Here is a 21502-nt window from a genome sequence, read left to right on the forward strand (position 1 = left end):
GCGCGGGCGGCGCGGGCCTAGCCGGGCCTAGCCGGGCGGGACCCAGCCAGACGTGACGGCCCCAGCCGGACGCCCGAACAGAGGCGACAACGGACCCCCCACCACTGGAGATGAGGGGTCCGTCGCCGGAAGGGACCGGGCGATCGGGGCCGCCCGGTTGCGCACAACCTACCAAGGGTAGGAAGTGTGCATCTAGTGTCAGCGGCCGCCGAACGCGTAGTACGCGGTGTTCCAGCGAATCTGCTGCTCAAATCCGTCGAGCGTCGTGTCCTCGTCGATGACCAACAGCTCAATCCCCGCCATCTTGGCGAAGTCCTTGATGACCTGGGGATCCAGCTGCGTTGACATCGCGGTGTGGTGGGCGCCGCCCGTCTGCAACCACGCGCCAACCGCCGTGGGGAAGTTGGGGCGCGCCTTCCACACCGCGTGGCCAACCGGCAGGTTCGGCATCGCCTCTGGGAGGTCGACGTTGTCCACGACGTTCATGACCAGCCGGAACCTATCCCGCATGTCACTGAGCGCAACAACGATGGCCTCACCAGCGTCGGCCGTGAAGACCAGGCGAACTGGGTCTTCCTTGCCGCCAATGCCAAGCGGGTGGATTTCCAGCCGCGCCTTCTTCGAGGACAGCGCGGGGTTGACCTCGAGCATGTGTGCGCCAAGCGAAAGTTCCTCGCCGGGCACGAGGTGGTACGTGTAGTCCTCCATGAGGCTCGAGCCGCCGGGAAGGCCGGCACCCATCACGGCGCACAGGTGCACGAGGATCGCCGTCTTCCAGTCGCCCTCGGCACCAAAGCCGTAGCCGTCGGCCATGAGGCGCTGCACGGCGAGCCCGGGTAGCTGGCGCAGCTCGCCAAGGTCCTCGAAGGAATCGGTGAACGCGCCGAAGCCGCCCTCCTCGAGGAAGCCGCGCAGGCCTGCCTCGATCGCAGCCGCGTAACGCAACGAGTCGTGGCGATCGCCGCCCGGCAGGAGTTCGGGAGCAACGTCATACGCCTCGAGGTACTCGGCAACAAGCGCGTCAATCGCCTCTTCGCCCACCGCGTGCACGCGCTCCGCAAGCTCGTTGATGCCCCACGTGTTGATCTGCGTGCCGAGCACCACCTCGGCCTCCGTCTTGTCACCTTCGGTGACGGCGACGAAGCGCATGTTGTCGCCAAAGCGCGCAACCTTGAGGGATTTTGCGGCGGCAATGCCCGACGCTGCGCGCGCCCACGTGCCGATGCGTCGGCTGACCTCTGGAGACGAGGCATGCCCCACCACGGTCACGCGCGGAACGTTGAGGCGCGTCTCGATGTAGGCGTGCTCGCGGTCGCCGTGGGCGGCCTGGTTGAGGTTCATGAAGTCGAAGTCGATCTCGCCCCACGGCAACTCGAGGTTGGCCTGGGTGGCGAAGTGCAACAAAGGCTTGGTGAGCGCGTTGAGCCCAGAGATCCACATCTTGGCGGGGCTGAACGTGTGCATCCAAGAGATGACTCCCACAACGCGCGGGTTCGCGGACGCCTCCACCATCGCCTCAAGGATTCCGTCGCGGCTGATGAGCACGGGCTTCCACACGATGGTTACGGGGATGTCGCCGGATTCCTGCAACAGGGAGACAACACCCTGCGACTGCTCGGCGACCTGCTTGAGCACCTCCTCGCCGTACAGCGTCTGGCTGCCCGTGAGGAACCACACCTCGTAGGTGGTGAGGTCGGGAACGATGCTGGTCACTTGAGCCCTCCTTGCGGTTCCTGTCCGTAGACGTTTTGGTAACGGTCGTAAAGCTTGTCGATGGCTGCGGGGTCGATGGGCACGGGCGTGCCAAGCTGACGCGCGAAGTGAACGGTGCGTGCCACGTCCTCGCACATCACCGCGGCCTTCACGGCGTCGCGAGCGTCCTTGCCAATGGTGAAGACGCCATGGTTCGCCATGAGCACCGCGCGGCTGCGGTGGTGCTCGAGGGTCGCGACGATGCCGCGGCCAATCGAGTCATCGCCAATGATCGCGAACGGCCCAACGGGGATCTCGCCGCCAAACTCGTCCGCCATGGCGGTGATCACGCACGGGATCGGCTCCTGGCGCGCGGCCCATGCCGTCGCATAGGGAGAGTGGGTGTGCACCACGCCGCCCACGTGTTGGAGGGCGCGGTACACGTAGGCGTGCGCTGCCGTGTCCGAGCTTGGGCTGCGGTCGGATCCCGGAGTTCCCGGCACCACGAGGCCGTCAAGATCGCACAGGATCATGTTCTCTGGCGCCAGCTCGTCGTAGTCCACGCCGGACGGCTTGATGACAAAGTGCTGCGTGCCGGGCACGCGCTCGGAGACGTTGCCCGCAGTCCACACCACGAGCCCGTAACGCACCAGCTCGTTGTGTAGCGCAGCCACCTTCTCGCGGCTCGCGGCGATCGCCGCCTCTTGGCTTTCCGTGAAACTCATGAGTGGGCCTCCCTTCGCATGGCCTTGAGTCTCTTCATGACGTCGTTCGCTCCGCGCCCGAAGTAGTCGTGGAGCTGGGTGTACTCGGCAAACAGGCGGTCGTAGGCGGCGACGGCTTGGGGATTGGGCACGTACGCGGCGCGTGTCACCCTTCCCATGGCCTCCCCTGCCTGCCCGACGCTGGGGTACAGTCCCGCTGCCACGGCGGCGTGGATGGCGCTTCCGAGGGCCGGGCCTTGGTCCGAGGCGATGGTCGAGATCGGCAGGTTGAGAACGTCGGCGTACATCTGCATGAGATGGCGGTTCTTGAGCAGGCCGCCCGCCACCACGAACTCGGTGACGGGAACGCCTGACGCGTTGAACGTCTCGACGATGGTGCGGGCACCGAAGGCCGTGGACTCGAGCAGAGCCCGGTAGCCCTGTTCGGCGCGAGTCGCGAGAGTCTGGCCAACGATGACGCCGCTGAGTCCCGTGTCCACGAGCACCGAGCGGTTGCCGTTGTGCCAGTCGAGGGCGACGAGACCGTGCGCCCCAATCTCTTCCTCGAATGCAAGGTTGGTGAGGTGCTGGTGCACGGACGTTCCCGCCGCCTCGGCCTCGTCGAAGTAGCGCTGCGGCACCTGGTTCTTGACGTACCACGCGAAGATGTCGCCAACGCCGGACTGGCCTGCCTCGTAGCCGTAGTAACCCGCGAGGATGCCGCCGTCGACCACGCCGCACATTCCGGGCACCTCCGCGAGGTGGTCTCCGTTCATGACGTGGCACGTGGAGGTGCCCATGATCGCGAGCATCTGTCCAGGCTCGGTGGCCTTGGCCGCGGGGGCGGTGACGTGCGCGTCGACATTGCCGACCGCGACCGCGATGCCCTCTGGAAGCCCGGTCCACGCGGCGGCCTCGGCGGTTAGCCCGCCAGCGCGCTCGCCGAGTTGGCCGATGCGGTGGGCCAGCTTGTTCTGCGCGAATCCCTCGAACGCGGGGTTGAGCGCGGCCTCGAACTCTGGGCTGGGGTACGAACCGTCCTGGAGGATTCCCTTGTAGCCGGCGGTGCACGCGTTGCGGACATACTCCCCGCACAGCTGCCAGATGATCCAGTCCGCAGCCTCGACCCAGTGGTCCATGCGCTCGTAGATCTCGGGGTCTTCCTCAAGCAGCTGGAGCGCCTTCGCGTACTCCCACTCCGAAGAGATGAAGCCGCCGTAGCGGGGCAGCCACGACTCGCCGCGCTCGCGAGCGAGGGCGTTGATGCGGTCGGCCTGCGCCTGGCCCGCGTGGTGCTTCCACAGCTTCACGTAGGCGTGCGGGCGGCTCTCGAAGCCGGGCACCTCGCACAGCGGCGTGCCGTCGGCAAGCACAGGCAGAGGCGTCGACGCGGTGAAATCCGTGGTGATGCCAACCACCAAGGAGGGGTCAATGCCACTGGCGGCCACAGCGTCGGGCACTGCGCGGCGCAAAACCTCGCGATAGTCGTTCGGCACCTGCAGCGCCCACTCTGGCGGCAGGGAGGCGCCCGTTGCCGCGAGCGTGGTGTCCATCACGGCGTGGGGGTAGTCGTACACCGCGCTCGCGAGTTCGGTGCCGTCCGCGGCGTCCACGACGAGTGCGCGGCCAGAAAGGGTGCCGAAATCCACGCCGATGACGTATGCGGTTCTTGGTTCAACCATCGTGGCTCCTTTGCCCAAACTAGTGATGGGATATGAACGCTAACATATGACGCAGTCACGCACCGAACGAGGGACGACAGTCCTGGTATCAGCCCCTGGGGCGAGTGGTGGAGGAGCGCTCAACGAGCCACGGGCGCAATGGCGGCGGCGCGGGCGTGCTCGGCTCCTCCAGACGCGCTAGCAAGAGGGCGACCGCCTGCTCGCCAGCGCCCTGGAAGTCTTGGTGCACGGAGGTGAGCGGCGGATAGAAGTGGGCGGCCTCTGGGATGTCATCGAAGCCCACCACGCTCACGTCCATCGGCACGGAAAGGCCGCGGCCGCGCAGCGCATGCATTGCGCCTTGCGCCATCTGGTCGTTGGCCGCGAACAGCGCGGTGACCTCGGTGGCGAGCTGCAGCCCCGCGCGAAAGCCAGAGTCCGGAGTCCAGTCGCCCTCGAGGTTGGGGTAGGCGGTGAGCCCACGCTCCTTGAGGAAGGCGTGGAAGGTCTCGTTGCGCATGTCGGCCTCGGTGAACCCTTCGGGACCGGCGATGTGCTGGAAGTGCCGGTGGCCAAGCGCGTAGAGATGCTCCAGGGCGAGCCTTGTGCCTGCTACCTGGTCTACGGCCACCGCGCTGCCCACCGCGGGATGGCCCGTGAGCACGTACGCAACGGGGATTCCCGTGTTCATGGCCTCCACGATCTCCGTGACGTGGGGACTTTGCGCCACCACGAGCAGGGCGTCGATGGATCGGCCAAGGAGGAAGTCGAGGCCCTCGAGCACCGCGTCCGGATCGTGCGACGTGGTGGTGATGAGGGGGTGAAAGCCTGCCTTCACGGCGGTGCGTTCCGTGGCGTACAGCGTGGCCATAGGGCCGTAGTTTGGCGTCTCCGGCGCGAGCACGCCGATCGCCTGCGACTTGCCCGTGGCAAGCGTGCGAGCGGCCAGATTGCGGCGGTAGCCAAGCTCCTCGATCGCATCGAGAACGCGCTGTCGGGTGCCGGGCCGAATGCCGGGGAAGTCATTGAGAACTCGGGACACCGTCTGGTGGGAGACGCCCGCGCGCGCGGCAACGTCATGCATGCTTGGACCACGCGATTGCTTTGGCACAGAACCCTCCGCGGCAAAACTACTACGACAACATTGGCGTTAGCAGGCAAGACGCTCGCAGAAGTCATGAGAACCCCGCTCGCGAAACGCCTTTTCAATGTTCACGGTAACATTGATTCTGGCAGGAGCGGTAGACCCGCACGCCACCCCGTACAAGTGAGGTAGGAATGTCCGACGCAGCGCAGCGTGCAAGCGACCAGTTCGCGGCCGAGTATGGCCGCCAACCAGAAGGCGTGTGGTCCGCACCAGGGCGCGTCAACCTCATCGGCGAACACACGGACTACAACGGTGGCTTGGTGCTGCCCTTCGCCATTGACCGCCGTACCTATTGCGCCGTCGCGAGGCGCGAAGACCGTGTGTTGCGGGTCCGCTCCGCCACCATCGAGGGCGAGGCGCAGATCGCGATCGACGACCTCGCCCCTGAGGCACTCGACGGCTGGTCCGCCTACGCGCTCGGCGTTGCCTGGGCTATCTCCCAACCCATCGCGGGTGAGCCGGGAGCCGATCTTGCCGCAGCGTCGGGCCTCGATATCTTCCTCACGAGCGAGGTGCCCTTGGGTGCCGGGCTGTCCTCCTCTGCCGCCATCGAGTGCGCGGTTGCTGTTGCCCTCAACGAGCTGTGGGGGCTTGGGCTCGACAGGATGGCGCTCGCTCGCGCGGGCCGGCTCGCCGAGAACGTGGCCGTTGGCGCTCCCACCGGAATCATGGATCAGTGCGCCTCGCTACTTGGCGAGGAAGACCACGCGGTGTTCCTCGACTGCGGCACCGAGAGCGCAGAGTCCGTGCCCCTTCACCTGGACCGCGAGCACCTCTCCGTGCTTGTCATCGACACTGGCGTGCGCCACGAGCACGCGACCGGAGGCTACGGAGACCGACGCGCCTCGTGCGAGCGTGGAGCGGAGATCCTCAACGTGCCGTCGCTGCGCTTTGTGCTTGAAGAGGACCTCCCGCGCGCGGCGTCGGTGCTTGATGAGGAGACCTACCGGCGCGTGCGCCACGTGGTGACGGAGTCCGCTCGCGTCGCGTCAACGGTGCGCACACTCCAGAACGAAGGGCCGCAGGCGATAGGCGACTTGCTACTCGCGTCTCACGCATCCATGCGCGATGACTTCGAGATCTCCGTGCCCGAACTCGACCTCGCCGTGGAGTCGGCCGTGCGTCACGGTGCGCTTGGGGCTCGCATGACGGGCGGTGGGTTTGGCGGCGCGGCTATCGCGCTCGTGGCGTCCGACGCTGTCGGCGAGATCGCAGCAAAGGTCACCGAAGATTTCTCCGCGGCGGGGTTCGGCGCGCCGCGGTGTTTCAAGGTGGTGCCGTCCGACGGGGCGCACCGCGACATCTAGTACCGAGTACATAGGGTGGTTTCATGAGCTGGCTGGTCACGGGCGGAGCGGGGTACATCGGAACGCACGTGGTGCGGGCGCTTGATGCCGCGGGAATGCAGCCCGTTGTCTTGGACGATCTGTCTACCGGCATCGAGAGCTTCGTCGTTGGCGACACCCCGTTTGTGCGGGCCTCTGTGCTCGATACCGCTGCGGTGATCGCCGCGCTCATCGAGCACAACGTCGAGGGAGTCATCCACTGCGCTGGCTACAAGTTCGCTGGCGAGTCCGTGAAGTACCCGCTGCACACCTATCAGCAGAATGTTGACGGCACCCGGTCGCTGCTTGAGGCGATGGCCGTCGCTGGTGTGCGACTGCTCGTGTTCTCCTCATCCGCTGGCGTGTACGGGACGCCATCGTCGCCGGTTGTCACCGAGCAGACACCCACCGAGCCGGAGTCGCCGTACGGCGAGTCCAAGCTCATCGGCGAGTGGCTGATCCGGGACCAGGTTCGGGCCACGGCGGGCACCGATGCCGCGCTCGCCGCGACCTCGCTGCGCTACTTCAACGTGGTGGGCTCCGGATTCCGCGACGTGTGGGACGCCTCGCCGCACAACCTCTTTCCGAAGGTCTTCGCAGCGATCGAGGCGGGCAACGCTCCGCAGATTAACGGCACCGACTACGACACCCCTGACGGCACGTGCGTTCGCGACTACGTACACGTGAGCGACCTCGCCCACTCTCACGTAGCGGCTGCGCGCATGCTCGCCGCGGGGCGCGGACTCGCCCCCGTGTACAACCTTGGCTCTGGCGCGGGCACCTCTGTGAGGGAGATCGTGGATGCGATCGTCGCGGTGACCGGCACGTCGCTGGTGCCCATCGAGGCGCCCCGACGGCCGGGAGACCCCGCGCGGATCGTCGCCACCGGGGACCTCGCCGCCGATGACCTCGAGTGGAAGAACTCTCACTCGGTGCGGGAGATGGTGGAGTCGGCGTGGGCCTCGCACCCGCACGGCTCCTGACCCTGCCTGGCTCCTGACCCTGCCTGGTTCCTGACCCTGCCTGGTTCCTGACCCGGCACGGTCCCAACCCAGAACCAACGGCGCGACCATCGCCTGACCCGGCCCCAGCGTCGGGCCGCTTGCGTCCCTGCGGCACCCAATACGTCGCATGGCGCCCTTAAGCCCTGTCCGTTGCCGCTAGGGCGCAAAAGGGGAGCGGCCGGGACGTTCATCCCGCGCGCGTAGTGGCAGTTACTCGCTAGAGTCCGGTCAATCGCGCGCACGCGCGAGGTCCCGCTCGGTGCGAAGGAGCACGCATGAGTCTGTTCACCTGGACCGTCCACGGCGATGGCAAGGCCATCGCCCCCGATGCCGCTGTAGCCCCGGACGAGCGCCTGAGTTACCCCCGCACCTTTGGAATTGGCGCGCAGCACGTGCTCGCGATGATGGGCTCCACGCTCGTCGTGCCTGCTATCACTGGCATGCCCGCCTCAACCACGCTGTTCTTCTCCGCCATCGGCACGGCGCTGTTCCTCACGATCACGCGCAACCGAGTGCCCAGCTACCTCGGCTCGAGCTTCGCATTCATTGCCCCGCTCGCCGCCGCCGGTGTCAATGCCGAGAACGGCCCGCTTGACGCGGCGACCATCGGCAAGGGCCTTGGAGGCATCCTGTTGGCGGGTGTGCTACTGGCCATCGTGGGCGTGGTCGTCAACCTGTGGGGCACGCGTTGGATCGACGTGTCAATGCCCCCCATCGTCACCGGTTCCATCGTGGCGCTCATCGGTCTCAACCTCGCCGGAGCCGCCAAGAACATGTGGGTGGCAAGCCCATGGACGGCGCTCGTCACGCTCACGGCCGTGCTGCTCGCGATGTTCGTGTTCCGCGGCTTCCTCGGGCGCATCGCCATTGTGGTTGGTGCCGTCATCGGCATCATCTTTGCGGCGATCCGTGGCGAATGGTCGGCTCCCCTTGACGCGTGGGGCGGCAAGACCGGCACCGAGGTGATTGGCGACGCGGCGTGGCTAGGCATCCCCAAGTTCCACACTCCAACCTTTGAGGGTTCGGTGCTGGTCGCCTTCATTCCCGTGGTGATCATTCTGATCGCGGAGAACATCGGCCACCTCAAGTCCGTGTCCGCGATGACGGGCCGCGATCTGGACCCCGAGACTGGCCGCGCGCTCCTCGCCGACGGCCTCGCCACCACCGTCGCTGGCCTCGGCGGCGGATCCGGTACCACCACCTATGCGGAGAACATCGGCGTCATGGCGGCAACGCGCGTGTACTCCACTCTCGCCTACTGGGCGGCCGCGGTGTTCGCGCTGATTCTGAGCCTCAGCCCCAAGTTCGGCGCGATTGTGGCCGTGCTCCCCGCGGGCGTGCTCGGCGGTCTCGCGACCTTGCTATTTGGCCTCATCGCCGTGCTCGGCGCCCGCATCTGGGTAGAGGCAAAGGTGGACTTCAAGCAGCCGGTCAACCTGGTCACGGCCGCTGTGGCGCTCATCGTGGGCACCGCGGACTACACGGCGCACCTTGGCTCGATGCTCTTCAACGGCATCGCGCTCGGCACCATCGCCGCGCTCGTGATCTACCACGGGCTCGGATGGGTATCCCGCCTGCGCGGCGCCACAGGGGCACCCGCCACTCCCGCCTTCATCGAAGGCGACGAGAACTAAAGGCAACGGCAACGGCCCGACGCTCCAGTAGCGTCGGGCCGTTTGCTCACCTCGCGCGCGGTTTTTCGTAACATACCGGCGGCTATCCTGTACCCGCCGTAGCCACTTAGCTGAGGAAGACCCGTGACCGCGAGTGCCGTCCGCCACGCACGCAGCAAGCCTGCTGGTGCGCGCGGTTTGCGGCTGTCGCTGACGCTCGTGGCGCTCGTTGTCTTGGGCGTTGCGACGTATGCGGCCTTTCAGACCTGGGGGATGGTCTCAGGAGTCATGGCGCTGCGCAACGCAGCACCGGTGCTCGCTGACACGGCGGAATCCGGTGATCTCGGTGCGCTGGAATCGCAGGTCCTGGACTTGCGCGACGCGGCCGCTGAGGGCGCGAACCACGCGAATAACTGGAGCGTCCGCGCGGTGGCGCACCTGCCGCTCATCGGCAACGACGTCGAGGCGGTGCGCCAAGTGTCGCTCACGGCGGCCTCGCTCACTGACGTTGGTGCCGCAACGCTTGGCACCGTGAAGGGCGCGCAGGAGGATCCCGGAGCCGGCTTGCCGATCGAGACCCTGGTGGCCCTGCATGCGCACATCGACGACTTCCAAGCGCGCACGCGCGAAGGCCACGACAACCTGGCGAAGATCGACGTCGCGTCTCTCAAGGTGGCGCCGCTCGCCGAGCAACTGCCCCGCCTCACGGATGCGCTTGACGACGCGACCACCACACTTGACCGTGCGGAGTCACTGATCGCGGGCCTGGCCGTGCTCACCACAAACGACACGCCCCGCACGTGGCTCGTGATCAACCAGAACCTCACAGAGGCTCGCGGCTCGGGCGGGCTGCTGTCCACCTACGCGGTGATCCACGTCCGCAACGGCGTCGTGGAACTCGCGGAGCAAGGTACCAACGATGACCTTGCCGCTATGGGGGACGCGGACCCAAGCTCCGCGCCGAGCGAGCTTCGCGACTATTGGGGTGACGAGCTGACGCAGTGGTGGGGACTCAATGAGTCCGCTGACTTCCCCACCACCGCGCAGATCATCGCGGACAGTTGGGGCGCGCTGAGCGAAACTCCCATCGACGGCGTGGTCACGTTCGGTCAAGGCACCGTCCAGTACCTCGCCGCGGCGACAGGGCCCGTGACCGTGCGGGGGGCGACCATTGCCCCTTCCGACCTCTCTGAGTACCTCACCCAGACCGTCTACAGGGACTATCCGGACCCCGTTGAGAAGGACACCGTCGTGTCCGAGATCATCGGCGAGGTGTTCCAGAAGATCGCGGCCGGTGACCTCGACATCCAGGCGCTCGTGCGGACGGTCCTCACCACACCCAACGCCGACTACCTGCAGATATGGTCCGCGGACCCCGACGAGCAACAGCAGATCGTCGCCGCAGGTTTGTCAGGGCAGATGCCGGATTCGCTTGGGCCGGTCGCGAGCGTCCGCGCGGTCAACGTCGCGGGCAACAAACTCGAGGCCTTCCTCCACGTGGGCGTGACGTACACGCTTGGCGCGTGCGTGGCAGATGACGCGGCGGCGGCAATGCGGGAGGCGTCCCTCACGGTTGATGTCACCAACTCGGCGCCAACCACGGGCCTGCCCGCCTACATGACCGGGCGGCTCGATTTGCCAGCCGGAACGCCCTACACCGAGGGCTCAACGCTCACCGACATGCTCATCTACCCGCCGGTCGACGCGATGCTCAACACCGCGCTTCTCGACGGGGAAGACGTGGGCGCCGGGTATGGGTTTGAGCGCAACCGCGAGTTCGTCAGCATCCCCGTGGAGCTCCAGCCTGGCCAGGCCAGAACCATCACCGTGACCTGGCTAGAGCCCGCCGAAGACGAGGACGGAAAGGCCCTCTCGGGACAGCCTCAGGTCATCCTCCCGCCCCTCATCAACGAGGCCACAGTCTCGGCGCCCATTTCCGCCGCATGTCGGTGACGAAAACTCTGGGCAAACTCTTCAGCAGCACGTATCCCGGCACGCCCAGGTATCGCTATGCTCTGGCACAACGTGCCGGGTACTCCGGCAGGCATTCGGGGGTTCTGTCGTGACTCAGCGAGTGCGATGAGGATCACCCTGATACGGAGGTTTACGTGAACAAGTTGACCAATAAGCTGCTTGGCACCGCCGCAATTGCCGCCCTTCTGGTGGGCGGCATTGCCACCTCGGCGAACGCCTACCCCCCGGGCACGTCGCCGTCCGTGACGGTGCCGAGCACCGCGAAGGCCGGCGCCTCCGTGACGGTCAAGGGCACCAAGTACAAGCCGGCCGCGAAGGTGAAGGTCACGTTGTCGAGCAAGTCGGTGAGCCTCACCGCGAGCTCCACGGGCGCCATCTCCGGAAAGATCACCGCCCCCAAGACCGCGGGTAAGTACAAGGTGACGTTCACGAGCCCCGGCGAGAAGACCGTCGCCAAGTACCTGACGGTGGGCAAGCCGTTCAAGAAGGCAAGCATCAGCGCCACCAACATCACGTCCAAGTGGTCCACCGGCAAGTGGATCAAGGTCACGGGCGCCAAGAACTCCACGGTCATTGTCAAGGTCACGCCGCCTAAGGGCGGTATCACCGCGTCGATCCCCTTGCGCATCCCTTCGCGCGGCTACGTCTGGTACTACTACCAGGGCGCGTTCAAGAAGGGCACGTACACGGTGAGCGTCACCTACAAGGCAACCTCCACGTACTACGGCGCCAAGGTCTACACCAAGACGTTCAAGAAGACCCGCTAAAGCTTTACCCGCCCAAGGGCGAGAAAACGGCCCGACGCTCCAGTAGCGTCGGGCCGTTTGCTTGCCCTAGGAGCGGCTTGAGGCAACCAGGCCCGCGTACCACTCGGAGCTGGGCTTTGGCGTGCGGGCGAAGGTGACGGGGTCTACCGCCACGAGCCCGAAGGTGGGGCGGTAGCCCTCCGCCCACTCGAAGTTGTCAAGGAGGCTCCACGCGAAGAAGCCGCGCACGTCAACGCCGTCGTCCATGGCCTCCCGCAGGGCCGTGAGCGAGCGCGAGTAGTACTCGATGCGCTCTGCGTCGTCGGCGGTGGCGACGCCGTTCTCCGTCACGATCACGGGCACTCCCGTCGCCGCGTAGGCCTGGCGCACGGTCACGCCCAGCGACTCGGGAGTGAAGGTCCAACCCATCTGCGTGAGGCGCCAGTCCGCGGGCTTGGGAAGCTCCTGGAAGTCGGGCCCCATGTGCTGTGTGAAGTACGTCTGGATGCCGATGTAGTCGTCATCCTTTGCGGCGTCCAGGTAGGCGCCCGCCATGAGCCACGGGAAGGGGTTGGTGGGATCGTCGGTGGGCATATCTCCCATGCGGATGCCCTCCGAGTTGGGGTCGCCATCAGGGTGCACCACCGTGTCGCTGAGCGCGAGCGTGAGGCCAATGGGGAAATCGCCAGGGCCGTCCTTGAGGATGACGCGAGCGCGCTTGTGGGCCGCCACGAAGTTCTCGGTGGCCGCGCGGAAGGGGTCAAGGCCGCCGCCAAGGCCGGGCGGGAAGACATCCATCATGTAGCCGAGCAGCGCCACCACATTGGGCTCGTTGAAGGTGGCCGCGATGTCGATCTGGTCGCCGAGGTGCTGCACCGCGATGTCCACGTAGCGCGCGAACCAGTCAACGATCTCCGGGTTGGTCCAGCCACCCTGCTCGGCGGCCCACAGCGGTGTGGTGAAGTGGTGGAACGTGACCGAAGTCTTGAGGCCCAACTCATGGGCGGCGAGCATGATCTCTCGGTAGTGCTCGAGCGCCGCGATGGAGAACTCGCCCTGGGCTGGCTCGATGCGGCTCCACTCGATCGAGAAGCGGTACGAGTCGAGTCCCATCTTCTTGACGAGCTCAAGGTCCTCGAACCAGCGGTGGTAGGAGTCGGTGGCGTCGCCGCTGGACTCCTTGGTGCCGCTATCGGGGTTGTGCTCCCAGGCCCACCAGTCGTTGTTCGTGTTGCCGCCCTCGATCTGGTGAGCGGCCGTTGCGGTGCCCCACAGCCAGCCGGCCGGGACGGCACCGAACTCCTTCAGGGGGGTGAATTCAGACATGGCGCGCTCCTTTGCGGCTCCTGGTGCTGCGGCGGTTAGTTACCGAGTGGTCAGGGCAACAATTCTACGCCCGCCACGATCACCCCTCCACACAGCCCGAATGCCCCTCCACACATCAGGCCGTGGCGCGGCTGGTCGTCGTGCTCAGAGATGGCACCCGCGAAGCGGAACGGGCCCACCTTGTGTGGACAGGTATTCGTCGTGTGTGGAGAGGTGATTCAGTCCCAGCCCAGTTCGTGGAGGCGATCATCGTCGATCCCAAAGTGATGCGCGATCTCATGCACCACCGTGATCGCCACCTCGCGCCGCACCTCGTCCGCGGTCTCGCACATGCGCAGTGTGGGGCCGCGGTAGATGAAGATTCGGTCAGGCAGTTCGCCAAATCCATACACGCCGCGCTCGGTGAGGGCGATGCCGTCGTAGAGCCCAAGCAGGTCCTTGTCAGGCCCGTCAGGCTCCTCCTCCACGAGGATCACCACGTTGTCTACGAGGTCGAGCAGCTCGTCTGGAATGGCCTCCAGCGCGTCGTCTACGGCCGCCTCAAAGTCCTCGCGGGAGAGCTCCACCATGTGTCTATTCTCACGGCCCGACGGCGGGGTTGGGTAATCCTGCCCTGTCGCCGGTACTATTGGCGGGTCCCGGTGGCTTGCCACCGCGTCGCCCTCATCGTCTAGCGGCCTAGGACGCCGCCCTTTCACGGCGGTAGCACGGGTTCGAATCCCGTTGGGGGTACGGAGTTCGTTGACCGTCTCAGGATGGTCTACACTTGCTCTTGCTCATTTAGAGCAATGGCCCTGTAGCGCAGTCGGTTAGCGCGCCGCCCTGTCACGGCGGAGGTCGCGGGTTCAAGTCCCGTCAGGGTCGCGGTACGCGGGCCCCTTATTCGTAAGGGGCTTTCGTGTCAGCGGCGTAGTCCGCTTGAGGCTCTGTAGCTCAGTTGGTAGAGCGCACGACTGAAAATCGTGAGGTCACGGGATCGACGCCCGTCGGAGCCACTCTCGAAGCCCCTGGTCCATCGCCAGGGGCTTCTTCCATATCCGGTGGGATTCTCCCTAGTAGGACGTCCAATACGCCTCGTATTGCGTGCTCTCAGGCATCAGCGAGTAGAACATCGCGTCGAAGTCTTGCGAGCCCCCAGGGCTGACCGTCTCGAGCCACGCCGTGGCGGATCCAATGATCTGGCCGCTCGCGTCGCGCGCCACTACGTTGACCTGCGGCCCAATCACGTCCTGATCGAGGTCGGAGACGAACGTGCCGCTCACGGTGGTCCAGTAGTCATCGTCTTGCGCGGTGAGTCCCTCCACCGTGGCGCTGCCAGCGAGGTCCCACTCCTGGAAGTCGTTCTCTGCAGGCCCAACGACGTTGAGCGACGCGATCTCTGCGGGGTCCGCCTTCCAGAAGCTGCCCGTGAGCGCGATGGAGCCCGTGGGAAGCGTGGCGTAGGTCCAGCTCGAGTCGATGACGTTGCCCGAGGCGTCGAGCGCCTCCACCGTCAGGTCGGTGGGGCCGTAGCTCACGCCGCTCTCGTTGTCCAGAATCACCACGTACCACGTGGACGCGTCGTCGTAGTCGAACGTGCCGAAGGCGGTCTCGGTGACGCTCACACTCGTGCCGTCAGGGGTCACGGGCAGCGCCGTCTGGTCCTCGGTGGTGGGAGGGTAGGTGGACCAGTCTTCGTACTCGTCGGCGAAGTTGTCCGCGCTCCTGAGCACGAAAATCAGCATCAACACCGAAGCGACTGCGCCGATGAAGCCCAGCACGAGGCCCGTGAGCGCCATGCCCTTGGACTGCTTCTTGGCGAGCGCGATCACTCCGAAGAGCACGGCAAGCACCCCGATGATGGTGCCGAACACCGGCGCCCACCCCGTCACGAATGCGACGATGCCAAGCACGAGCGCCGTGATTGCGAGCCCCTGGGGCGCCTTGGGGGCGCCGGGAGGTGGCGCGTAGCCGTACTGCTGCGCGTAACCGGGCTGCGCGTAACCGGGCTGCGCGTACTGCTGCGGATAGCCCGCCTGCACGTACCCCGCGGGCCCGGGAGCGGGCGGCGCGTACTGCTCGGGGATCTCTGCACCACTGCCGTCCTGGGCCTGGCCCCACTGCTGCGCGGCGTCGGAGATAGACGGCGGAGGCGGTGGGGTGGGTGTGGCTTGGCTCGGCGGCTGGTAGTACTCGGGCTCCCCGGGAGTCTGCGACATGGCTCATAGAGTGCCAGAAGAGGCCGCCTTTGGGCCATGCTGCGGTGCCGGCCAGTGACCAAGTCGACCCCTGCCGAACTCACGCGTTTGCGCTCGCATGCCGATAGAGGTTTCACTAGGTGTAGGCCACCAAGGAGTTTCTCATGTCAATGACCGGCATCCTCAAGTCCGTGTTCAACGCGCTCTTCGCGTCCCTGTTGGGGCCGCTCGTGGCGCGCATTCAGACCGAATACGCGATCGCCAAGGTGGAGATGCAGGTCAAGCTCAGGGAACTTCGCGCGGGCGCCGTCATGCTGGCCGTGGCCGCGTTCCTTGGCTTCTTCATGATCGCGATCCTGCTGACCGCGGCCGTGCTTGGCCTCGCCACGATCATGCCCGCGTGGGCCGCCGCTCTTGTGGTTGCGGGAGCGCTGCTGCTGTGGGTGCTGCTCTTTGGCATCTGGGGCATGGTGAAGATCCGCAAGAACAAGGATCTGGTGCCGCACCGCGCCATCGAGAACATCAAGGGCGCGCTGCCGTAAGCCCCCGACGCGCTATGCGTGGGCGGCCTTAGCCTCCACCTCGAGCACCTTTGGCTTGCGTTGCGCGAGCCACACCCCGCCGAGCACGACGACCGCGCCCACCGGCTCGTACCAGTGGAGGTGCTCCTTGAGCACGATGATGCCCAGGAAGGTCGCAACGATCGGTACCACGTAGGTGGTGGACGCCGCCGTAGTAGCGCCCGCCACGCGCACCACTTGGTAGAAGAGCACGTACGCGAAGCTCGTGCCGAAGAGCCCAAGGGCAAGCAGCGCCCACACGGCACTCCCGTGCAAGGTGGGCGGATCGCTGGGGGCGGTCACCAAAGCCACGGGCGCGAGCATGATCGCGGAGAGCCCCATCTGGGCGGCACTTAGCCCCGTGGGAGTCTCCTTAACGGAACTGAGGAAGAGCCGGGACATGGTGGAGCCGAGGCCGTAACACGCAGTGGCGGCAAGCATCAGCACCGCACCAAGCATCGGTAGATCGCTCACGTTCCACGCGCCCAGCAGCACCGCAATTCCGAACGCGCCAATGACAAGCCCAACCACCTGGAGGCGGCTGGCCTTCTCCGTGGGAATCAACAGCGCCACGAACAGCGCGGTCCACAACGGCGTGGTCGCGTTCAGCAGGCTCGCAAGGATCGAGGTGATGTGCTCCTGCGCGATGGGGATGAGGATGAACGGCACCACGGACAGCAGCAGCGCCACGAGGGCAACGGAGCCGATCTCCCGCCACGAGAACCGAGGCCGGCGTCGCTGCGCGAGCAGCATGCCGCCGAGCACGAGCGCACCAACGACCACCCGCCCGAACGCCACCTGCGACGCCGTGAACGACTTGATGGCCTCGTGGATGAACAGAAAGCTTGAGCCCCAGAACAGCGCGCAGATAATGAAGGCAGGCAGCCAGGACTTCGTGGGGGCGTTCATCGCATCTCCAGTTCAAGCATCCGTCGCTTGAGCGAGGTCGCTCCCCCAAATCCCCCGATTCCGCTGGCGCTCACCACGCGGTGGCACGGAGTGAATGGCGTAGTGAGATTGCGCGCGCAGGCCGTGCCAACGGCGCGGGCTGCGCGCGGCCGGCCCACCTCAAGCGCGATCTCCCCGTACGTCGCAGTCTCGCCGCTAGGGATGGCGCGCACCGCAGCCCAGATCTCTTGCTGCAACTCAGATCCCGCCTGGTACACCGGGATCTCGGCAAGTGCCGACCCATCCCCAGACGCCCAGGAGGCGAGCGCCGCAGCCACCCTAGCGTCGGGCATATCAACCCAACTGGCGCCCACCTCACGGGCGGCGTCGGCAACGGTGCCAAAGTGGGAACACACAACGCTGCCCGACGCTGGGTCAACGAGCACGGAAAGGTCGCCTACGGGCGTGGAATAGGTGCCCGCGTGCAGTGGGGACGGCATGCCGCAACACTACGCGCGGGGACTGACGTGGAGCGAGGGCCGGTTAGGCCCAAGCGGCACCTACGCGCGGGGCTCCTGCGCGTCGGCGAGAAGAGCCTGGACCTCGGCCTCACGGAAGCGACGGTGACCGCCAAGCGTGCGGATGGAGGACAGCTTGCCCACCTTCGCCCACCGGGTGACCGTCTTGGGGTCGACGCGGAAAATCGCGGCAACCTCGCTGGGCGTGAGCAACTTCTCCGGCTCCTGTGCCGTGTCAGCCATCATTGATATCCCTCAGATCTGGTACTGCTCCCTCATGGAGCGCTGTCCCCCTATGAGAGACAACTCCACGCCGATTATGACGGGCTTTCACCCAGAAATCCGCAATTGCCCGATCTGCGGGAGTATCTTGCCCCCGAGCGCGCGTTGTAAAGTACCGGTTGGGACCGGGACACGGACCTGCACAACGGGAAGGGACGGCGACATGGGGCGCGGTCGTCAGAAGGCAAAAGACGCGAAGATCGCTCGCGAGCTGAAGTACACGAATCACGGCGGAGACCTCCGTGACCTTGAGCGCGAGCTGATTTCCGGTGCCCCCAAGCAGACCGCCACACGTGTTGAGCCCAACGATGACCCCTACGTGGACCGTTGGGCGTCTGACGACGACGACTGACATCGCGCGCTCTGCGTGAGCCGCGCCGCGCCCGCCGCGGCCCTCCTCCACACAATTTGGCCCGCTGGAAACCAGGCCATCTCATCTACCAGGCATCTTGGTTTCGCGGCTAGGCACCACACCTCCATTTGTGTGGAGGAGTGCCGCGGTGGAAGGCCCGACGGCGTGGCTGGCTATACCTGGTAGGTACCAGTGAGCACCACGGCGCCGCCGTCCACTCCCTTAGCGCCGCGCACCACATCCGGTGACGTTGGGCGGCCAGCATCCGGTGCCACCTCGCCGATGATCCACGCGGGAACTCCGGCCGCGCCGCTCGCCTCGACCACCGCGGCAGCATCGCCGGGGGCGACCACGGCAACCATGCCAATGCCAAGGTTGAGCGTGGACTCAAGGTCATGCCACGGCACCTTGCCCGCGTCCTGGAGCAAGGCGAAGATCGCGGGCAGCGACCATGAGTCGCGAGCAACGGTTGCCGCGAGGCCCTTGGGGAGGACGCGAGCAACGTTCGCCGCGAGCCCTCCGCCGGTCACGTGGCTGAATGCGTGAATACCAGGGATGTTCGTGGCTAGATCGACGCAGAGCTTGGAGTAGATGCGCGTGGGTTCCAGTAGCTCGAGGCCGAGTGAGCGCGTGAGCTCAGGAGCGTAGGTCTCGAGAGTCCAGCCCTGGTGGGCGACAATTGAGCGCACGAGCGAGTAACCGTTCGAGTGGAGCCCCGAAGACGCCATCGCGATCACCAGATCGCCGGACTGCACCTTGTCAGGGCCAAGCACCTTCTCCGCCTCGACCACACCGATGGCGGCACCCGCGACGTCGTACTCGTCTGGCTCCATGACGCCGGGGTGCTCCGCGGTCTCGCCTCCGACGAGCGCAACGCCCGCCTCCACGCAGCCCTCCGCGATGCCGCGCACGATGTCGGCGATGCGCTCTGGGACCACGCGGCCGCACGCGATGTAGTCGGTCATGACCAGGGGCTTTGCGCCGCACACGACGATGTCATCGACCACCATTGCCACGAGGTCCTTGCCGATGGTGTCGTGAATCCCCATTGCCTGCGCGATGACGATCTTGGTGCCTACGCCGTCCGTGCTGCTCGCGAGCAGCGGCCGCTTGTAGTCAAGGAGCGCGCTCGCGTCGAAGAGGCCGGCGAACGCGCCAACCCCGCCAAGCACCTCCGGCCCATGCGTACGCGCAACGGCGGCCTTCATGAGTTCCACGGCCTTGTCGCCTGCGTGGATGTCGACCCCAGCGTCGGCGTAGGTGATGCCTTCTGTGCCGCTCACGAGCCAACCTCCACGCGCTGCTGCAGCAGCAGGTGCCGCGCGGACACCGGCGGCTCGATGGGATACGTTCCGGTGAAGCACGCGGTGCACAGCCGCTCCACGGCCTGCTCGGTGGCGGTCACCATGCCCTCGGTCGAGATGAAGCCGAGGGAATCAGCGCCAATCTGGTCCCGGATCTCGTCCACGGCGTGGCCCACTGCGGCGAGTTCCTCGCGCGTGGGAAAGTCGATGCCGTAGAAGCACGGCCACTGCACCGGCGGCGACGAGATGCGCACGTGCACCTCTGCGGCTCCCGCCTCCCGCAGCATCGCGACGATGGCACGCTGCGTGTTGCCGCGCACGATCGAGTCGTCAACCACGATGAGCCGCTTGCCCTCGATGACCTCGCGCAAAGGATTGAGCTTGAGCCGGATGCCCAACTGGCGCAGCGTCTGCGACGGCTGAATGAAGGTGCGGCCCACGTACGCGTTCTTGGTGAGTCCCTGCGCGAATGGGATGCCAGAGGCCTGGGCGTAACCAACAGCCGCCGGAGTGCCGCTCTCGGGCACGGGGATCACGAGATCCGCCTCTACCGGATGCTCGCGCGCAAGCGCACGGCCCATTTCCAGGCGCGATGCCTGCACAGAGCGCCCATTGATAGAGGTGTCCGGGCGCGCGAGGTAGACGTATTCGAAGATGCAGCCCTTGGGGTCCGGCTCGGCGAAGCGCTGCGAGTGAACGCCCGTCTCGTCGATTCGCAAGAACTCGCCGGGCTCCACCTCGCGCACGTACCGCGCGCCCGTGATGTCGAGCGCGGGGATCTCGGAGGCCACCACCCAGCCGCCACTCGCCAGCTGGCCAAGCACGAGCGGTCGCACGCCATTCGCGTCCCTCGCCGCGTACAGGGTGGTCTCGTCCATGAAGACAAAGCAGAACGCGCCGCGCACCTGCGGCAGCAGTTCAAGCGCGGTCTCTTCGAGGGTGTCGAAGCGGTCCCAACTGAGCAGCGACGTGAGGATCGCGGTGTCCGTGCAGCCGCCGCCGCGCATCGTGTCGCGGCGCTCGCCTCCCAGGCGCTCCGCCACGAGTTCAAGAAGTCGTTCAGTGTTCGTCAGGTTGCCGTTGTGGCCCAAGGCGACGGTCCCGTGCTTGGTGGGCCCCAGCGTCGGCTGGGCGTTTGCCCACGTGGACGCGCCGGTGGTCGAGTAGCGCGTGTGGCCCACCGCGATGTGGCCCTGCAGCGCCTCGAGCGCGCCCTCGTCGAACACCTGGGAGACCAGGCCCATGTCCTTGAATACCAGGATGTTCTCGCCATTGCTGGCCGCGATTCCGGCGCTCTCTTGGCCACGGTGCTGGAGCGCGTAGAGGCCAAAGTAGGCAAGCTTGGCGACTTCCTCGCCGGGCCCAAAGACGCCGAACACGCCGCACGCGTCCTGGGGGCCCTTCTCGCCGGGGAGAAGGTCGTGGCTCAGGCGGCCGTCGCCCCTGCGGCTCACTCGCTGTCCCTTTTCACAGCGTCCTGCCCGACGCTGGTGTCAGTTTCGCTCGGCGCCTCCCAAGGGAAGCCCTCCTCAGTGGGCGCCCGGCGAGTGCCGTCGAGGCCCACGACGATCGACGCGGACACGATGGCCCCGATGATCGCGAACCCGGCACCCATGAGCATGGCGACGGTTCCTCTGCCGACGCTCGTGGTGTTGGGAAGCACGAGGCCGATGATGAGGCCGAGCACAAAGCCGATGCCCACACCGGTGCCGATGAACCGGCCAAAGCGGGGGGCGTTGCGCACCACCGCGTCGAAGGCCACGCGGTCGAGTTCGTCCATGGGGGGTACGTCCTCGTCGGCGCTGTCGTATGAGGCAGGCTCGTACCGGGGGGCGTCGCTCACGGGGACATTCTACGGGTTCGCGAGTGGGAGCAGCCCAGACAGGTCAGCCCGCTCCCCCGAAGCCACCACGAGGCCCTTAGCCACAGCGTCGGGCCACGGCATGTCACCCACCACGAGGCGCAGGAACGTGTCCGCACCCATCTCCACCACGGCGGGCGGGGTGCCGCGCCGGTGCGTGGTGCCTTCGAGGATCTGAACGGCGCCGATGGGCGGCACGCGCACCTCGACCGACTGGCCGGGGGCTCGCGCGTTGAGCTCTTCGAGGCTCCAGCGCACGGCGGTGGCGATGACGTCGCGGTCGATGTGGCCGTCAGCGGCCTGCCAGCTGGCGAGTGCGGAGCGGCCCTCGACGTCGGGGATGCGGCGGCGGGCGGTCATGGTTCTAG

At 66.4% G+C, this 21502-nt stretch carries 21 protein-coding genes and 3 tRNA genes; 10 read left to right on the plus strand and 14 right to left on the minus strand.

Annotation, left to right across the window (positions count from 1 at the left end; all coding sequences use genetic code 11):
- Nucleotides 1-198: 198 nt before the first annotated feature.
- From araA to QM618_RS05600, 4 genes are all read right to left on the minus strand, one after another.
- Nucleotides 199-1713, minus strand: coding sequence for an L-arabinose isomerase (gene araA, locus QM618_RS05585; protein ID WP_428095532.1), 1515 nt, complete (start codon nt 1711-1713; stop codon nt 199-201).
- The gene (locus QM618_RS05590; protein WP_428095534.1) at nt 1710-2417 is read right to left on the minus strand and encodes an L-ribulose-5-phosphate 4-epimerase; all 708 of its coding nucleotides are present in this window, start codon (nt 2415-2417) and stop codon (nt 1710-1712) included. Before QM618_RS05590 ends, araA begins: the two co-directional genes overlap by 4 nt.
- Entirely contained in the window at nt 2414-4078 is a 1665-nt protein-coding gene (araB, locus tag QM618_RS05595) for a ribulokinase (RefSeq protein ID WP_428095536.1), read from the minus strand. Before araB ends, QM618_RS05590 begins: the two co-directional genes overlap by 4 nt.
- A gap of 88 nt (nt 4079-4166) precedes the next feature.
- Nucleotides 4167-5141 (minus strand): LacI family DNA-binding transcriptional regulator, encoded by a 975-nt coding sequence (locus QM618_RS05600; protein ID WP_428095539.1) that lies wholly within the window; start codon nt 5139-5141, stop codon nt 4167-4169.
- Between the two features lie 194 nt (nt 5142-5335).
- On the opposite strand from QM618_RS05600, the gene galK reads away from it, so the two are divergent.
- The 5 genes from galK to QM618_RS05625 all read left to right on the plus strand — a co-directional run bounded on the left by galK (nt 5336) and on the right by QM618_RS05625 (nt 11887).
- Complete coding sequence (gene galK / locus QM618_RS05605; RefSeq protein WP_428095541.1) at nt 5336-6511, plus strand: galactokinase; 1176 nt, start codon at nt 5336-5338, stop codon at nt 6509-6511.
- A gap of 23 nt (nt 6512-6534) precedes the next feature.
- Nucleotides 6535-7512: a UDP-glucose 4-epimerase GalE gene (galE, locus tag QM618_RS05610; RefSeq protein WP_428095543.1), complete on the plus strand. Its 978-nt coding sequence runs from the start codon at nt 6535-6537 to the stop codon at nt 7510-7512.
- A gap of 296 nt (nt 7513-7808) precedes the next feature.
- Entirely contained in the window at nt 7809-9167 is a 1359-nt protein-coding gene (locus QM618_RS05615) for a uracil-xanthine permease family protein (protein WP_428095546.1), read from the plus strand.
- Between the two features lie 123 nt (nt 9168-9290).
- Entirely contained in the window at nt 9291-11099 is a 1809-nt protein-coding gene (locus QM618_RS05620; protein ID WP_428095548.1) for a DUF4012 domain-containing protein, read from the plus strand.
- Nucleotides 11100-11254: 155 nt separating this feature from the next.
- Nucleotides 11255-11887, plus strand: coding sequence for a hypothetical protein (locus tag QM618_RS05625; RefSeq protein WP_428095550.1), 633 nt, complete (start codon nt 11255-11257; stop codon nt 11885-11887).
- Nucleotides 11888-11953: 66 nt separating this feature from the next.
- On the opposite strand, the gene QM618_RS05630 is transcribed toward QM618_RS05625, so the two are convergent.
- Together QM618_RS05630 and QM618_RS05635 are read right to left on the minus strand one after the other, a co-directional pair.
- Nucleotides 11954-13192 carry a glycoside hydrolase family 1 protein gene (locus QM618_RS05630; RefSeq protein ID WP_428095552.1) on the minus strand — a complete coding sequence of 413 codons (1239 nt, stop codon included), beginning with the start codon at nt 13190-13192 and terminating at the stop codon, nt 11954-11956.
- Between the two features lie 218 nt (nt 13193-13410).
- Nucleotides 13411-13761, minus strand: a complete 351-nt coding sequence (locus tag QM618_RS05635) for a metallopeptidase family protein (protein ID WP_428095554.1) — start codon at nt 13759-13761, stop codon at nt 13411-13413.
- A gap of 90 nt (nt 13762-13851) precedes the next feature.
- On the opposite strand from QM618_RS05635, the gene QM618_RS05640 reads away from it, so the two are divergent.
- The 3 genes from QM618_RS05640 to QM618_RS05650 all read left to right on the plus strand — a co-directional run bounded on the left by QM618_RS05640 (nt 13852) and on the right by QM618_RS05650 (nt 14187).
- Nucleotides 13852-13924 (plus strand) — tRNA-Glu (locus QM618_RS05640).
- Nucleotides 13925-13982: 58 nt separating this feature from the next.
- Nucleotides 13983-14056: transfer RNA gene (locus QM618_RS05645), tRNA-Asp, on the plus strand.
- A gap of 58 nt (nt 14057-14114) precedes the next feature.
- Nucleotides 14115-14187 (plus strand) — tRNA-Phe (locus tag QM618_RS05650).
- 57 nt (nt 14188-14244) lie between these two features.
- Here QM618_RS05650 and QM618_RS05655 read toward each other — a convergent pair.
- On the minus strand, nt 14245-15390 hold the full coding sequence (locus QM618_RS05655; RefSeq protein WP_428095556.1) for an FxLYD domain-containing protein: 1146 nt from the start codon (nt 15388-15390) through the stop codon (nt 14245-14247).
- A 143-nt stretch (nt 15391-15533) separates the two neighbouring features.
- Here QM618_RS05655 and QM618_RS05660 point away from each other — a divergent pair, with 143 nt between their 5' ends.
- The gene (locus QM618_RS05660; RefSeq protein ID WP_428095558.1) at nt 15534-15911 is read left to right on the plus strand and encodes a phage holin family protein; all 378 of its coding nucleotides are present in this window, start codon (nt 15534-15536) and stop codon (nt 15909-15911) included.
- Nucleotides 15912-15923: 12 nt separating this feature from the next.
- Here the strand turns inward: QM618_RS05660 and QM618_RS05665 are convergent, their stop codons facing one another.
- Genes QM618_RS05665 through QM618_RS05675 form a run of 3 tightly spaced genes read right to left on the minus strand, consistent with a single transcriptional unit; the run spans nt 15924 to nt 17578 of the window.
- Nucleotides 15924-16838 carry a DMT family transporter gene (locus tag QM618_RS05665; protein WP_428095560.1) on the minus strand — a complete coding sequence of 305 codons (915 nt, stop codon included), beginning with the start codon at nt 16836-16838 and terminating at the stop codon, nt 15924-15926.
- Complete coding sequence (locus QM618_RS05670; RefSeq protein WP_428095562.1) at nt 16835-17317, minus strand: methylated-DNA--[protein]-cysteine S-methyltransferase; 483 nt, start codon at nt 17315-17317, stop codon at nt 16835-16837. Before QM618_RS05670 ends, QM618_RS05665 begins: the two co-directional genes overlap by 4 nt.
- A 60-nt stretch (nt 17318-17377) precedes the next feature.
- A complete protein-coding gene (locus QM618_RS05675; RefSeq protein ID WP_428095565.1) occupies nt 17378-17578 on the minus strand; it encodes a BldC family transcriptional regulator in 201 nt (66 codons plus the stop codon).
- 202 nt (nt 17579-17780) lie between these two features.
- On the opposite strand from QM618_RS05675, the gene QM618_RS05680 reads away from it, so the two are divergent.
- Nucleotides 17781-17969 carry a DUF3073 family protein gene (locus tag QM618_RS05680; RefSeq protein ID WP_428095567.1) on the plus strand — a complete coding sequence of 63 codons (189 nt, stop codon included), beginning with the start codon at nt 17781-17783 and terminating at the stop codon, nt 17967-17969.
- Nucleotides 17970-18142: 173 nt separating this feature from the next.
- On the opposite strand, the gene purM is transcribed toward QM618_RS05680, so the two are convergent.
- The 4 genes from purM to QM618_RS05700 are packed head-to-tail and all read right to left on the minus strand — an operon-like array spanning nt 18143 to nt 21494.
- The gene (gene purM, locus QM618_RS05685) at nt 18143-19252 is read right to left on the minus strand and encodes a phosphoribosylformylglycinamidine cyclo-ligase (RefSeq protein WP_428095569.1); all 1110 of its coding nucleotides are present in this window, start codon (nt 19250-19252) and stop codon (nt 18143-18145) included.
- Entirely contained in the window at nt 19249-20727 is a 1479-nt protein-coding gene (purF, locus tag QM618_RS05690) for an amidophosphoribosyltransferase (RefSeq protein WP_428095571.1), read from the minus strand. The genes purM and purF overlap by 4 nt, the downstream gene beginning before the upstream one ends.
- The gene (locus QM618_RS05695; RefSeq protein ID WP_428095573.1) at nt 20724-21116 is read right to left on the minus strand and encodes a hypothetical protein; all 393 of its coding nucleotides are present in this window, start codon (nt 21114-21116) and stop codon (nt 20724-20726) included. Before QM618_RS05695 ends, purF begins: the two co-directional genes overlap by 4 nt.
- Nucleotides 21117-21125: 9 nt before the next feature.
- Nucleotides 21126-21494 (minus strand): sterol carrier family protein, encoded by a 369-nt coding sequence (locus tag QM618_RS05700; RefSeq protein WP_428095575.1) that lies wholly within the window; start codon nt 21492-21494, stop codon nt 21126-21128.
- Nucleotides 21495-21502 lie beyond the last annotated feature (8 nt).

Origin of the sequence: Demequina sp. (assembly GCF_049841215.1) — a bacterium.
Classification (GTDB): Bacteria; Actinomycetota; Actinomycetes; order Actinomycetales; family Demequinaceae; genus Demequina.